This window comes from Streptomyces sp. NPDC104202 (assembly GCF_055584185.1).
Genome location: NZ_JBVJMN010000053.1, coordinates 49436 through 62209 on the forward strand (window position 1 = coordinate 49436; position 12774 = coordinate 62209).

The window sequence follows — 12774 nt, forward strand, 5'->3', positions numbered from 1 at the left end:
CCACACACCACCCACCCCCGCGCCCCTCGTATGGGAGTGGCGGCGGAGCCCGCCCCCCCCCCCCCCCCTCCCCCCCCCCCCCCCGCTCGGGGGCGGGAGCGTTCAGCCCGCGAGCACGGGCGCGGGCGCCGTCACGGCAGGCGTCTCCGCCGCCCGGTGGCGACGGCCGCCGAAGACGGTGAGGGCCAGGCCCGCGGCCGCCCAGAGGGAGAGGACGAGGATCGGCCGTCCGGCCGCCGCCCCGTCGAAGGCCGACACCGAGCGGAGGGCGGAGCCCGCGGCGCCCGGCGGCAGCCACTGCCCCAGCGCGCCGATGCCGGAGGGCAGCATCTCGGGCGCGCTCGTCACTCCCGAGAAGGCGTTGCCGACCAGGATCGTCAGGACGGCCGCGAGTCCGAATCCGCGCGGGCCGAGCAGGGTGGCGAGGCCCGCGAAGGCCGCACCGATCGCCAGGACGGTCAGGCCCAGCACCCCGGCCTCCGTCCACCAGTCGCCGGTCAGCACACCGAGCCAGCTGTCGGCGAGGGCGGCGCCCGTCACTCCCGCGAGCGCCGCCGCCCCGGTCAGGGCCGCGGCCGCGCGGGCTCCGCGCAGTCCCAGCAGGACCGTGACCGCGCCGGTCGCCGCCCCGGTCAGGGCGAGGGGCAGCAGGCTGGCGCCGAACGCCGCGCCCCTGGGGTCCGCCGCCGGCGCCGCGACCACGTCCGTGACCCTGACCGGCGTACCGGCGGGCGTCCGGGCGGTCACGGCCTCGCGCAGCAGCCCGGCCACCACCGGGCCCCCCGCTGAGGCGGTCAGCAGCTCCGTGCCGCCGGCGGTGACGACGACGGCGCCGTATACGTCGCGATGCTCGACGGCCGCGCGGGCGGCGCCGGCGTCCGGGTAGCGGTGCACCTCGAAGGCGCCCCCGTGCCCTTCGAGCCCCTTCTCCACGGCGGCGGCCGCGGCGGGCGGCCCGGCGACGCCGAGCGGCAGGTCGCGGGGGGCGAGCCGGGCGGCCGGCCAGGCGAAGACGGAGAGGGCCAGGGCCGCGACGACCGGTATCAGGACGAACACCGCGAGGGTCCTGCGCCCTGCGGGGTCCGAGGAGGCGGTGGCGGTGGGCATGGCGGTCTCGATTCAAAGAGAAGGATCGTTCGTTTTACGTCCGTCACTGTGCGCCGGAGCCCGGAGCTTGTCAAGAATGAACATTCGTTTTAGATTTCGGGCCATGGCTCGTGTCTCCCAGGAACACCTCGACGCCCGGCGGCGCCAGATCCTCGACGGCGCCGCCCGCTGCTTCGCGCGCACCGGCTTCCACGCCTCCTCCATGCAGGACGTGCTCGCCGAGGTGGGCCTGTCCGCCGGGGCGGTCTACCGCTACTTCCGCGGCAAGGAGGAACTGATCGCGGCGATCGCGTCGGAGGCGTTCGCCGCGATCCGGAGCGCCTTCGAGGAGGCGTCCCGCGCCACGCCGCCGCCCACCCCCGACGTCCTCCTCGGCGCGGTGCTGCGGCTCGTCCTGGAGGAGCGGATCGCCGGTGCCGACCGGCAGGACTTCGCGCGCCTGATCATCCAGGTGTGGACGGAGACGCTGCGCAACGAGGAGCTGGCCGGCGCCCTGGCCGAGGGGTACGACGGGATGCGGGCCGCCTGGACCGACCTGGTGGCCGCCTACCGGGAGAACGGCCTGATGGGCGCCGACGTCCCCGCCGACCACGTGGCCCGCACGCTCATCGCCACCGCCCAGGGGTTCATCGCCCAGCAGGCGCTGTTCGGCGACGTGAGCGTGGACGTCCTGGAGGACGGGCTGCGCGGACTCATGTCCATGTCCGCCTCCGTGGACGTCCGGCCGATCCGATGATCATGCGAACGCAAAGGCGCAGTTAACGAGCCGGAAAAACTTCCGCCCTAACGTGCAATGTCTCGCCGCGCACCGCATCCGGGCTGTTCAACAAGGTGTTGACGGTGGGTAGGGTCCGCAGCTGTCCGGGTGGCGTCCCGGTCGACGACTGTGAGGTGGAAGAGTGCAACTGAGCCCGCACGAGCAGGAGCGCCTGCTGGTCCATGTGGCGGCGGACGTGGCGGAGAAGCGGCGGGCCAGGGGGGTGCTGCTGAACCACCCGGAGGCCGTCGCGCTGCTGACCTCGCACATCCTGGAGGGGGCGAGGGACGGGAGGACCGTCGCGGAGCTGATGGCGTCGGGGCGGAAGGTGCTGACCCGGGCCGAGGTGATGGACGGGATCCCGGAGATGATCCACGACGTGCAGGTCGAGGCGACGTTCCCGGACGGCACGAAGCTGGTCACCGTCCACGACCCGATCGTCTGAGCGGGCGGCCGCCGATGATTCCCGGAGAGATCCTCCACGGGGAGGGACCCGTCGTCCTCAACGAGGGGCGCCCCGTCACCCGTCTGACCGTGCTGAACGCCGCCGACCGGCCCGTCCAGGTCGGTTCCCACTACCACTTCGCCGAGGTCAACCCCGGCCTGGAGTTCGACCGGCCCGCCGCGTACGGCCTGCGGCTGCACATCGCCGCGGGGACGGCCGTGCGCTTCGAGCCCGGCATCCCCGTCGACGTCGAGCTCGTGCCCCTGGCCGGCCGCCGGGTCGTGCCGGGCCTGCGTGGCGCCGTCGCCGGATCCCTGGAACCGGCTCCCGCCCCCGCGGCGGAGCCGGACGCGAACGGAGCCTCCCGTGCCTGAACTGCATCGCGCCGTGTACGCCGACCTGTTCGGCCCGACGGCCGGCGACCGCATCCGCCTGGCCGACACCGATCTGCTCGTCGAGATCGAGGAGGACCGCTGCGGCGGTCCGGGCCGGGCGGGGGAGGAGGCCGTGTTCGGCGGCGGCAAGGTCGTCCGGGAGTCGATGGGCCAGGCCCGGACCACCCGGGCCGAGGGGGCACCGGACACGGTGATCACCGGAGCCGTGGTCATCGACCACTGGGGCGTGGTCAAGGCCGACATCGGCATCCGGGACGGCCGGATCACCGCCCTCGGCAAGGCGGGGAACCCGGACACCATGGACGGCGTCCACCCGGACCTGGTCATCGGGCCCGAGACCGAGATCATCGTCGGCAACGGGCGGATCGTCACGGCCGGAGCCGTCGACGCGCACGTCCACTTCATCTCCCCGACCGTGGTGCAGCAGGCGCTCGCCACCGGGGTCACCACCCTCGTCGGCGGCGGCACCGGACCGGCCGAGGGCACCAAGGCGACCACGGTCACGCCCGGTCCCTGGCACCTGGCCCGGATGTTCGAGGCCCTGGACACCTTCCCGGTCAACATCGGTCTGCTCGGCAAGGGCAACACGATGTCCCGCGACGCCATGCACTCCCAGCTGCGCGGCGGAGCGCTGGGGTTCAAGATCCACGAGGACTGGGGGGCGACCCCGGCCGTCATCGACACCTGTCTGGACGTCTGCGAGGAGACGGGCGCGCAGCTCGCCATCCACACCGACACCCTGAACGAGGCGGGCTTCGTCGGCGACACCCTCGCCGCCATCGCCGGCCGCACGGTCCACGCGTACCACACCGAAGGCGCGGGCGGCGGGCACGCGCCGGACATCATCACCGTCGTCTCGGAGCCGTACATCCTGCCGAGCTCGACCAACCCGACCCGGCCGCACACCGTCAACACCATCGAGGAACACCTCGACATGCTGATGGTCTGCCACCACCTGAACCCGGCCGTCCCCGAGGACCTGGCCTTCGCCGAGTCCCGTATCCGCCCCTCCACGATCGCCGCCGAGGACGTCCTGCACGACCTGGGCGCCCTCTCGATCATCTCCTCCGACTCCCAGGCCATGGGTCGGATCGGTGAGGTGATCATGCGCACCTGGCAGACCGCGCACGTGATGAAGAAGCGGCGCGGGGCGCTGCCCGGCGACGGCCGCGCCGACAACCACCGGGCCCGCCGCTACGTCGCCAAGTACACGATCAACCCGGCCGTCGCCCAGGGCATGGACCACCTCATCGGCTCCGTCGAGCCCGGCAAGCTCGCCGACCTGGTGCTGTGGGAACCGGCGTTCTTCGGGGTCAAGCCCCTCACCGTCCTCAAGGGCGGCCAGATCGCGTACGCGCAGATGGGCGATGCCAACGCCTCCATCCCCACCCCCCAGCCGGTGCTCCCCCGGCCGATGTTCGGAGCCCTCGGCCGGGCGGCGGCGGCCGGCTCCGTCAACTTCGTCGCCTCCGCCGCGATCGACGACGACCTTCCGCAACGGCTGGGGCTGCACAAGGAGTTCGCCGCCATCGGCTCCACCCGCCGGGTCACCAAGGCCGACATGCGCGAGAACGACGCCCTGCCCCGGGTCGAGGTCGACGCCGACACCTTCTCGGTGCGCATCGACGGCGAACCGGTCGAGCCCGCACCGGCCGCGGAACTGCCCATGGCCCAGCGCTACTTCCTCTTCTGACGGGGCTCCGATGACCTCACGATCGGCCCTCCTCGTCCTGGCCGACGGGCGCTTCCCCGCCGGGGGACACGCCCACTCCGGCGGCGCCGAGGCCGCCGTCCGGGCCGGCCGGATCACCGACGCCGCCGGTCTGGAGTCCTTCTGCCGGGGGCGGCTGCACACCACGGGCCTGACCGCCGCCGCACTCGCCGCCGGGGCCGCGCACGGCCTCGACCCCGACGAGCTCGACGCGGCGGCGGACGCCCGCACGCCCTCGCCCGCCCTCCGTGCCGCCGCCCGGCGGCTCGGCCGGCAGCTGATGCGGGCCGCCCGCGCCACCTGGCCGGGCCCTGAACTCGACGCGCTGGCAGCCGCGTTCCCGCGCGGAGCCCATCAGCCCGTCGTCCTGGGCGTCGCCGCCCGGTCCGCCGGACTCGGCCCGGAGGACGCGGCGCACTGCGTCGCGTACGAGACGGTCGGCGGGCCGGCGACGGCCGTCGTCCGCCTCCTCGGCCTGGACCCCTACCAGGCCACCGCCGTCCTCGCCCGCCTCGCGCCCGAGATGGACCGGGTCGCCGCGGACGCGGCGGCCGCCGCCCGGCGGGGCGTCGACGCCCTGCCCGCCGCCTCCGCGCCCCTCCTCGACATCACCGCCGAACAGCACGCGGCCTGGCCCGTCCGCCTCTTCGCGTCCTGACCCCGGTCCCACCCCCCCCGAAGCCCTCACGGAGCCGCCCCATGCACCTCGACCACGGCCACCCCCACCACGGCGCCGTCTCCGCCGACGCCCACCGTCCCGACGGCACCCGCCGCGCCCTGCGCATCGGGCTCGGCGGCCCGGTCGGCTCCGGCAAGACCGCGACCGTCGCCGCGCTCTGCCGCGCGCTGCGCGACACCCTCTCCCTCGCCGTCGTCACCAACGACATCTACACCCGCGAGGACGCCGAGTTCCTGCTCCGCAACGCGGTCCTGCCGCCCGAGCGCATCCAGGCCGTCGAGACGGGCGCCTGCCCGCACACCGCCATCCGCGACGACATCTCCGCCAACCTCGAAGCGGTCGAGGACCTGGAGGAGACGGTCGGACCGCTCGACCTCATCCTCGTGGAGTCCGGCGGCGACAACCTCACCGCCACCTTCTCCAGGGGACTCGTCGACGCCCAGATCTTCGTGATCGACGTGGCCGGGGGAGACGACATCCCCCGCAAGGGCGGGCCCGGCGTCACCACCGCCGACCTCCTCGTCGTCAACAAGACCGACCTCGCCCCCTACGTCGGCTCGGACCTGGAGCGGATGGCCGCCGACGCCAAGCAGCAGCGCGGGGAGCTGCCCGTCGCCTTCACCTCGCTGCGCGCCGAGAACGGCGTCGGCCCCGTCGCCGACTGGGTCCGCGCCCAGTTGGGGGCCTGGACCGCGTGAGCCTGCGCGCCACCGCCCGGATCGCCGCGGCCGCCGACGGCGGGCTCCCGCTCCTCGTCAGCGACGGGCCCCTCGCCCTGCGCCGCACCCGGGGCACCGGTCCGTACACCCGGGTGACCGTCGTCGGGGCGATGAGCGCCCCGCTCGGCGGGGACCGGCTCGCGATCGAGGCCGAGGTGCGGGACGGGGCCCGGCTGCTGGTCGACTCGGCCGCCGCCACCCTCGCCCTGCCGGGCCGGAGCGCCGAGCCGGCCGCGTACGACGTGCGGATCTCCGTCGGCGAGGACGGCCGGCTCCGCTGGCTGCCCGAGCAGCTGGTCTCCGTGCACGGCTCGGAGCTGCGGATGCGGACCGTGGTCGAACTCGCCCCCACGGCGCGGCTGGTCCTGCGCGAGGAACAGGTCCTCGGCCGGCACGGCGAACCGTCCGGCACCCTCGTCACCCGGCTCACCGTCCGCCGGTCCGGCCGCCCGCTCCTCGACCAGGAGCTGGCCTTCGGGCCGGGCGCCCCCGGCGGCTGGGACGGCGGGGCGGTGCTCGGCGGCCATCGTGCCACCGGCCAACTCCTCGTCGTCGAGCCCGGGTTCGCCGACAAGCCGGTGGAGGCCCGGCCGCTGGGGGAGCGGGCCGCCGTCACCCCGCTGGCCGGGCCCGCCGCCCTCGTCACGGCCGTCGCCCCCGACGCGCGGGAGCTGCGCCGCGTGCTCGACGCGGCTCTGGCCGAGCTCGCCCCGTTCTGACCCGCTCCGGCGGGTGTACCGCTCAGCGGTACACCCCTCACCGGTTATTGGTTCGGCAAAGAAACAGGCGTTCGCTCTTTCATCGTGCGCCCCAGGGACGAAAGGATCCCCCGGACAACCCGATACGCGGCGCCGCCACGGGGGCGGCGCCCACCCTGGGGGAGGACCATTGAGACGTACCGCAGTGCTCGGTTCGGCCGGCACTCTGATAGCGGGCACGCTCGTCGCGGGCGCGATCGCCGCCCCGGCCGCCAGCGCCGACAGCCGGCACCTGCGCGACGCGGAGTCGATCGGCGTCGCCGTCGCCGCCGCCCGCGCCGCCCAGACGGGCATCGACTGGCAGGACTGCCCGGCGGACTGGGGCCTGGAGAAGCCGATCCAGTGCGGCTGGGTCAGCGTCCCGGTCGACTACGCCAAGCCCAACGGCAAGAAGATCAAGATCGCGGTCGACCGCATCAAGTCCACCGGCACCCCGGCCGAGCGCCAGGGCGCCCTGCTCTACAACCCGGGCGGGCCCGGCGGCTCCGGCCTCCGCTTCCCGCGCCGGGTCACCACCAACAACAAGATCTGGGCGAACGCCGCCAAGGCCTACGACTTCGTGGGCTTCGACCCGCGCGGCGTCGGCCACTCGGCCCCCATCTCCTGTGTGGACCCGACCGAGTTCGTCAAGGGCCCCAAGGCCGATCCGGTCCCCGACAGCGAGGCCGACAAGCTCGCCCAGCGCAAGCTCGCCGCCGCGTACGCCAAGGGCTGCGCCGAGAAGAGCGGCGACATGCTGCCCTTCATGACCACGCCGAACACCGCGCGCGACCTCGACGTCGTCCGCGCCGCCCTCGGCGAGAAGAAGCTCAACTTCGTCGGCGTCTCGTACGGCACCTACCTCGGCGCCGTCTACGGCACGCTGTTCCCGACGCACGTCCGCCGCATGGTCCTGGACAGCGTCGTGAACCCCTCGACGCGCAACATCTGGTACGAGGCCAACCTCGGCCAGGACATCGCCTTCGAGGGCCGGCTCACGGACTGGATGACCTGGGTCGCCCAGAACGACGCCACCTACCACCTCGGCGACACCCTGGCCGAGGTCCGGCAGCAGTGGACCACCCTGCGCGCCGCCGCCAAGAAGGCGCCGCTCGGCGGCAAGGTCGGCCCGGCGGAGCTCATCGGCTTCTTCCAGAACGCGCCGTACTACGACTCCATGTGGGCCCCCGTGGCCGAGGCGTGGAGCGCGTACGCCGCCGGTGACCCGCAGCCGCTGATCGACAACGCGGCCGCGGACCTCACCGACACGGCCGGCAACATCGCCTCGGAGAACGGCAACGCCGTCTACACCGCGGTCGAGTGCGCCGACGCCCCGTGGCCGACCAGCTGGAAGAAGTGGGACCGCGACAACTCCCGCCTCCACCAGAAGTACCCGTTCATGACCTGGGCCAACGCCTGGATGAACCTGCCGTGCGCGACCTGGTCGGGACCGAGCGTCCGGCCGACCGTGGTGAAGACGAACAAGGGTCTGCCGCCCGTGCTCATCACCCAGTCCGAGCGCGACGCCGCCACCCCGTACGAGGGCGCCGTCGAGCTGCACAAGCGGTTCAAGGGCTCGCGTCTGATCACGGAGAAGGACGCCGGCTCGCACGGCATCACCAACCTGGTCAACCCCTGCCTCAACACCAAGGTCGAGGCGTACCTGCTGACCGGTCAGCTGGACGCCAGGGACCAGACGTGCGCTCCGCACGCCGCCCCGCAGCCGTGACGGCCCGCACCGCGGCATGAGGGAGGGGCGGCCGTCCGACGGCCGCCCCTCCGCTCACACCCGGGACGCCAGCCAGGCGTCCTCCGCCGCGTAGTCGAAGAAGTCCACTCCGTACCTCGCGAGTCCGGGGAAGGCGTCCCGCCACTCCCGGCCCGCCAGCCGTCCGGTGAGCCACTCCACCGTCCCGGGCAGCGAACCGGCGTACGACACCACCGGCCGGTACCCCAGTTCCCGCTCGGCCGCCGTCATGTCGTAGACGACCGGATGCTCCGCGGTCCACGGGGTGAGCCCCACCAGACCCTCCGGCGGCGCCCCGTCGATCAGCACCGACTCGGTCCCGGCCCCCATCACCGCGTCGATCGCGGCACCGATCTCCGCGACCGTCGGCGCCTCGGGGTCGGCGCCGTTGAGGACCCGGCTGCCCGGCCTCGCCGCCGCGAGCCGGACGATCTCCGCGAGGTTGTCCACGTGCGCCGGATGGAAGCGCGACGTGCCGCCGAACGCCAGCGGGCGCACCTTCCGCCCGTCGAGCACCCGCTTGACGAACCACAGCTCGCGCGGCCCCGGGCAGAACGGCCCGTGGATCGCGCCCGCCCGCAGCAGCGTCGTCGGCAGCGCCCCGCCCGCCGCGAGCAACTCCCGCTCCAGGGCGATCTTCCGGGAGCTGTACGTCGTGTCGCCCGGTGCGACTGTCCGCCACTCCTCCGCCACCGGCACCGGGAAGGCGGGGAAGCCGTCCGGCCGGTCCTGGGTGTCGAAGCTGCGGCCCCGCTCGTCCTCGTACACCGCGCCGCTCGACACCACGACCGCCGAGCCGATCCGGTCGGCGAGCCCGGTCAACTGCCGCCCGTGCGCGCCGTCGTAGGCGACGATGTCCACCAGCACGTCGACCCCGTCGCCGAGCGCCGCGGCGAGCGCGCCCTCCTCGGTCCGGTCGAGCCGCACCGTCCGGACCTCCTCGCTCCAGCGCGCGTCCCGGCCGCCCCGCCGCGATGCGGCCGTCACCTCCCATCCGTCCGCGACGAGGGCCCGCACGGCCGCCCGCCCCACCTGTCCCGACGCACCCAGCACGAAAGCGTGTCCCTTGGTCATGACCGCGACGCTACGGGTCCCGCGCGGGCCGGCCGGGGCGATTGCGCCGTGCGCGGATCCGCCCTCAGCGTTCCCCCCGCGGGAACTTCCGGGAGGACCCGTCCTCCGGTGCCTCCGCCGCCTTCACCACCGCCGCGTAGTCGTCCACGTACTCCTGGCCGGACAGCCGCAGGATCTCGTACATGATCTCGTCGGTGACCGCGCGGACCACGGCCCGCTCCTCGGCCTGGCCCGCGAACCGGGAGAAGTCCAGCGGCTCCCCGAAGCGGATGGTGACCCGGCGGATCCGCGGCACCACCTTGCCCGGCGGCTGGATCTCGAACGTGCCGACCATCGCGCACGGCACCACCGGCACCCCGGCGCTCAGCGCCATCACGGCCACCCCCACCTTCCCCTTGTAGAGGCGCCCGTCGTGCGAGCGGGTCCCCTCCGGGTAGATGCCGAGCAGCTCGCCCCGGCCGAGCACCCCGAGCCCCTCGCGGATGGCCGCCCGGCCGGCCTCCTTCCCCGACCGGTCCACCGGGATCTGGCCCGCGGCCCGGAAGAACGCGGCCGTCAGCCTGCCCTTGAGGCCCGGGCCCGTGAAGTACTCCTGTTTGGCGAGGAAGGTGATCCGGCGGTCGAGCACCGCCGGCATCAGGAAGTGGTCGGAGAAGGAGAGGTGGTTGCCCGCGACGATCGCCGCGCCCTCCTCCGGGACGTGCTCGAGCCCCTCGATCCGCGGCCGGAAGAGCAGCCGCAGCAGCGGTCCGAGCAGTACGTGCTTCATCAGGTGGTAGAACACCCGCGGCCCCCGTTCGTCGTCGTCGGTCCCGTTGTATCCGTGCGCGGGCCCGTGGTCCACTGGTGGGGGAGCGTCACGATGACCGGCGAGCACGGAACCAGACGCCCCGGCCGCGCCCTCACCGCGCTCCTGTGCGCGCTGACGGCGGCCGGGCTGTACGGCTGCTCCGGATCGGGCCCCGAACCCCGTCCCACCCCGACCGCCACTCCCTCCACCCCGCGGACCGCGACGCCCACGGCCCCGTCCACCACCACGGCCCCCGGACGCTCGCCGTTCACCGGACTCCCGGCGAGGCCCGCGCCCGTCGTCGCCGTGAAGATCGACAACGTCACCGCGGCCCGCCCCCAGACCGGCCTCGGCGCCGCCGACCTCGTCTACGTCGAACAGGTCGAGGGGGGCGTGACACGGCTGCTGGCCGTCTACTCCTCCCGGCTCCCCGACCGCGTCGGCCCGGTCCGCAGCGCCCGCGAGTCCGACATCTCCCTGCTCCGCCCCTTCGGCGAGCCCGTCCTCGCCTACTCCGGCGCGCAGTCCGCCCTCGACCCGCTGCTGCGGGCCGCGCCGTTCCACCCCGTCACCGAGACCACCGCGCCCCAGGTCTTCCTCCGCTCCCCGGAGCGCCCCGCCCCGCACAACCTCTACCTGCGGCCCGGACGCGCGCTCGCCACCGATCCGGGCGCGGGCGACGCACGGGACATCGGCTTCCGCTTCGGCCCGGCCCCGGCCGGCGGCACCGCGGTCGTCTCGTCCACCGCCCTCTTCCCGGCCGCCCGCTACACCTTCACCTGGTCCGCAGCGGACCGCGCCTGGCGGGTGGCGATGGACGGCCGCGAGGCCCGGGCCACCGACACCGGACCGGTCCGGCCCGCCACGGTCGTCGTCCAGCGGGTCACCGTCCGTCCCTCGGCCTTCCACGACCGGTTCGGCTCGGTCTCCCCGTACACCGAGACCGTGGGCAGCGGGACCGCGCTCGTCCTGCGCGACGGGCGCGCCCACGAGGCCCGCTGGTCCCGGCCCACCGCCGACGCGGGCACCACCTTCACCACCCCCGCCGGTGCGCCGCTGCCCTTCGCGCCGGGCCAGGTCTGGGTGGTCCTGGCGCCGCGCTAGGGGGTGCCCCGCCGATCAGGCCGGGCTCAGGGCCGCGTCGGGCCGGGCCGGCCGCGGGAGCGCCGAGGGGACTCCGGCACCGAGCTGTCGGCGGCCGCCATGCCGATCGTGGCCACGATCAGCACCATGAGACCGAACCAGAGCCAGCCGCTGCTGCCGAGCGCGACCGTGTAGGCCGTCGTCAGCACGAGCGCCGCGCAGGTGAGCATCGCCATCGTCTTCGTGGGTCCGGACATGCGTCCGCCCTCCTCCCGACCGGGGTCGTGGAAGCCTCCTGCCCATCGTGACCCCCGCACGGGGGCGCGCGCTACTCCCCGGACGCTCCGGCGTGCGCCCGTGCACGGGCCGTGTCCGCGCCCGGAACGCGCAACGGGCCCGGCGCCGCGTGCGGCACCGGACCCGGAGAGGTCCGCTGAGGGGGCCGGCGTCAGCGGCTCCGGAGCGAGGCCAGGTAGGCGTTGTACGCCTCCAGCTCCTTGTCCCCGTCCCGGTCGGCGGCCCGGTCCTTGCGGACCGCCTGCCGCTGCTCGGAGTGGTACCACTGGTAGACCAGCGCGATCAGCACCAGCACCGAGGGGATCTCGCTGAACGCCCAGGCGATGCCGCCCGCCGCGTTCTGGTCGGTGAGCACGTCGATCCCCAGCGAGGCCGGGGGGTTCTCGTACGCCTTGACCATCGGCTCCGAGGCCATCATCAGCGCGATGCCGAAGAACGCGTGGAACGGCATGCCCGCGAAGAGCTCCAGCATCCGCATCACGTAACCGGGCCGGTGCGGCCCCGGGTCCACGCCCATGATCGGCCAGAAGAAGACCACGCCGACCATCAGGAAGTGCACCATCATGCCGATGTGCCCGGGCTTCGACCCCATGAGGAAGTCGAAGAGCGGCGTGAAGTACAGCGCGTAGAGGCTCGCGATGAACATCGGGATCGTGAAGCCGGGGTGCGTGATCACCTTCATGTACCGGCTGTGCAGCAGCTTCAGGAGCAGCTCGCGCGGCCCCGTCGACCCCCGGCCGGCCACCGGCAGCGCCCGCAGCGCGAGGGTCACCGGCGCTCCCAGCAGCAGCAGGATCGGCGACAGCATGGAGATCACCATGTGCTGCACCATGTGCACGCTGAACATGACCATGCCGTAGTCGTTCAGCCTGGTGCACGTCACCAGGGCGACGGTCAGCACGCCGACGGCGAAGAAGACCGTCCGGCTCACCGGCCACGCGTCCCCGCGCCGCCGCAGCCGCGCCACGCCCCAGCCGTACAGACCGAGCGCCGTGAGGCAGCCGACCAGGAAGAAGAGGTCGGGAGAGAACTCCAGGCCCCGCCCCAGCGTGAACGGCGGCAGATCCGTGGTCATGCCGTGCCCGCTGTGATCCATCGTGAGTACTCCTGGAGCCCGATTCGCGCTTGTTGTCCGCACCAGACTAGAACCGCCCCCGGGGGGGGGGGGGGGGGGGGGGGGGGGGGGGGGAGGGGGGGGAGAGAGTCACGAGAAGGCTGACGGGGGGGGGGGGT

Annotated in this window: 14 protein-coding genes; 9 read left to right on the forward strand and 5 right to left on the reverse strand. The window is 74.0% G+C overall.

Annotated elements, in window-relative coordinates; genetic code table 11:
- Window positions 1-102: 102 nt before the first annotated feature.
- Window positions 103-1107 (reverse strand): ABC transporter permease, encoded by a 1005-nt coding sequence (locus ACZ60W_RS28275; protein ID WP_469758204.1) that lies wholly within the window; start codon window positions 1105-1107, stop codon window positions 103-105.
- Between the two features lie 103 nt (window positions 1108-1210).
- On the opposite strand from ACZ60W_RS28275, the gene ACZ60W_RS28280 reads away from it, so the two are divergent.
- From ACZ60W_RS28280 to ACZ60W_RS28315, 8 genes are all read left to right on the forward strand, one after another.
- Entirely contained in the window at window positions 1211-1843 is a 633-nt protein-coding gene (locus tag ACZ60W_RS28280; RefSeq protein ID WP_469758205.1) for a TetR/AcrR family transcriptional regulator, read from the forward strand.
- 163 nt (window positions 1844-2006) lie between these two features.
- Window positions 2007-2309, forward strand: a complete 303-nt coding sequence (locus ACZ60W_RS28285) for an urease subunit gamma (protein ID WP_366301044.1) — start codon at window positions 2007-2009, stop codon at window positions 2307-2309.
- A 14-nt stretch (window positions 2310-2323) separates the two neighbouring features.
- On the forward strand, window positions 2324-2683 hold the full coding sequence (locus ACZ60W_RS28290; protein WP_469758206.1) for an urease subunit beta: 360 nt from the start codon (window positions 2324-2326) through the stop codon (window positions 2681-2683).
- A complete protein-coding gene (locus tag ACZ60W_RS28295) occupies window positions 2676-4397 on the forward strand; it encodes an urease subunit alpha (RefSeq protein ID WP_469758207.1) in 1722 nt (573 codons plus the stop codon). Before ACZ60W_RS28290 ends, ACZ60W_RS28295 begins: the two co-directional genes overlap by 8 nt.
- A 10-nt stretch (window positions 4398-4407) precedes the next feature.
- On the forward strand, window positions 4408-5073 hold the full coding sequence (locus ACZ60W_RS28300; protein ID WP_469758208.1) for an urease accessory protein UreF: 666 nt from the start codon (window positions 4408-4410) through the stop codon (window positions 5071-5073).
- 41 nt (window positions 5074-5114) lie between these two features.
- Window positions 5115-5792: an urease accessory protein UreG gene (gene ureG, locus ACZ60W_RS28305; RefSeq protein ID WP_469758209.1), complete on the forward strand. Its 678-nt coding sequence runs from the start codon at window positions 5115-5117 to the stop codon at window positions 5790-5792.
- On the forward strand, window positions 5789-6532 hold the full coding sequence (locus tag ACZ60W_RS28310; protein WP_469758210.1) for an urease accessory protein UreD: 744 nt from the start codon (window positions 5789-5791) through the stop codon (window positions 6530-6532). Before ureG ends, ACZ60W_RS28310 begins: the two co-directional genes overlap by 4 nt.
- A gap of 169 nt (window positions 6533-6701) precedes the next feature.
- Window positions 6702-8279 carry an alpha/beta hydrolase gene (locus ACZ60W_RS28315; RefSeq protein ID WP_469758211.1) on the forward strand — a complete coding sequence of 526 codons (1578 nt, stop codon included), beginning with the start codon at window positions 6702-6704 and terminating at the stop codon, window positions 8277-8279.
- A gap of 54 nt (window positions 8280-8333) precedes the next feature.
- Here the strand turns inward: ACZ60W_RS28315 and ACZ60W_RS28320 are convergent, their stop codons facing one another.
- Together ACZ60W_RS28320 and ACZ60W_RS28325 are read right to left on the reverse strand one after the other, a co-directional pair.
- On the reverse strand, window positions 8334-9371 hold the full coding sequence (locus ACZ60W_RS28320) for an NAD-dependent epimerase/dehydratase family protein (RefSeq protein WP_469758212.1): 1038 nt from the start codon (window positions 9369-9371) through the stop codon (window positions 8334-8336).
- A gap of 64 nt (window positions 9372-9435) precedes the next feature.
- Window positions 9436-10155: a lysophospholipid acyltransferase family protein gene (locus ACZ60W_RS28325; protein WP_469758215.1), complete on the reverse strand. Its 720-nt coding sequence runs from the start codon at window positions 10153-10155 to the stop codon at window positions 9436-9438.
- Window positions 10156-10233: 78 nt separating this feature from the next.
- Between ACZ60W_RS28325 and ACZ60W_RS28330 the strand changes: the two genes are divergently transcribed.
- Complete coding sequence (locus tag ACZ60W_RS28330; protein WP_469758213.1) at window positions 10234-11265, forward strand: DUF3048 domain-containing protein; 1032 nt, start codon at window positions 10234-10236, stop codon at window positions 11263-11265.
- Window positions 11266-11291: 26 nt separating this feature from the next.
- Here ACZ60W_RS28330 and ACZ60W_RS28335 read toward each other — a convergent pair whose 3' ends face one another.
- Window positions 11292-11501, reverse strand: coding sequence for a hypothetical protein (locus ACZ60W_RS28335; protein ID WP_469758216.1), 210 nt, complete (start codon window positions 11499-11501; stop codon window positions 11292-11294).
- Between the two features lie 191 nt (window positions 11502-11692).
- On the reverse strand, window positions 11693-12637 hold the full coding sequence (locus ACZ60W_RS28340; protein WP_469758214.1) for a cytochrome c oxidase assembly protein: 945 nt from the start codon (window positions 12635-12637) through the stop codon (window positions 11693-11695).
- Window positions 12638-12774: the final 137 nt, after the last annotated feature.

Coding starts and splice junctions, on each gene's coding strand:
- ACZ60W_RS28290 (WP_469758206.1), top strand. CDS start 2,324: ATGATTCCCGGAGAGATCCTCCACGGGGAGGGACCCGTCGTCCTCAAC.
- ACZ60W_RS28275 (WP_469758204.1), bottom strand. CDS start 1,107: ATGCCCACCGCCACCGCCTCCTCGGACCCCGCAGGGCGCAGGACCCTC.
- ACZ60W_RS28340 (WP_469758214.1), bottom strand. CDS start 12,637: ATGGATCACAGCGGGCACGGCATGACCACGGATCTGCCGCCGTTCACG.
- ureG (WP_469758209.1), top strand. CDS start 5,115: ATGCACCTCGACCACGGCCACCCCCACCACGGCGCCGTCTCCGCCGAC.
- ACZ60W_RS28320 (WP_469758212.1), bottom strand. CDS start 9,371: ATGACCAAGGGACACGCTTTCGTGCTGGGTGCGTCGGGACAGGTGGGG.
- ACZ60W_RS28300 (WP_469758208.1), top strand. CDS start 4,408: ATGACCTCACGATCGGCCCTCCTCGTCCTGGCCGACGGGCGCTTCCCC.
- ACZ60W_RS28335 (WP_469758216.1), bottom strand. CDS start 11,501: ATGTCCGGACCCACGAAGACGATGGCGATGCTCACCTGCGCGGCGCTC.
- ACZ60W_RS28280 (WP_469758205.1), top strand. CDS start 1,211: ATGGCTCGTGTCTCCCAGGAACACCTCGACGCCCGGCGGCGCCAGATC.
- ACZ60W_RS28330 (WP_469758213.1), top strand. CDS start 10,234: ATGACCGGCGAGCACGGAACCAGACGCCCCGGCCGCGCCCTCACCGCG.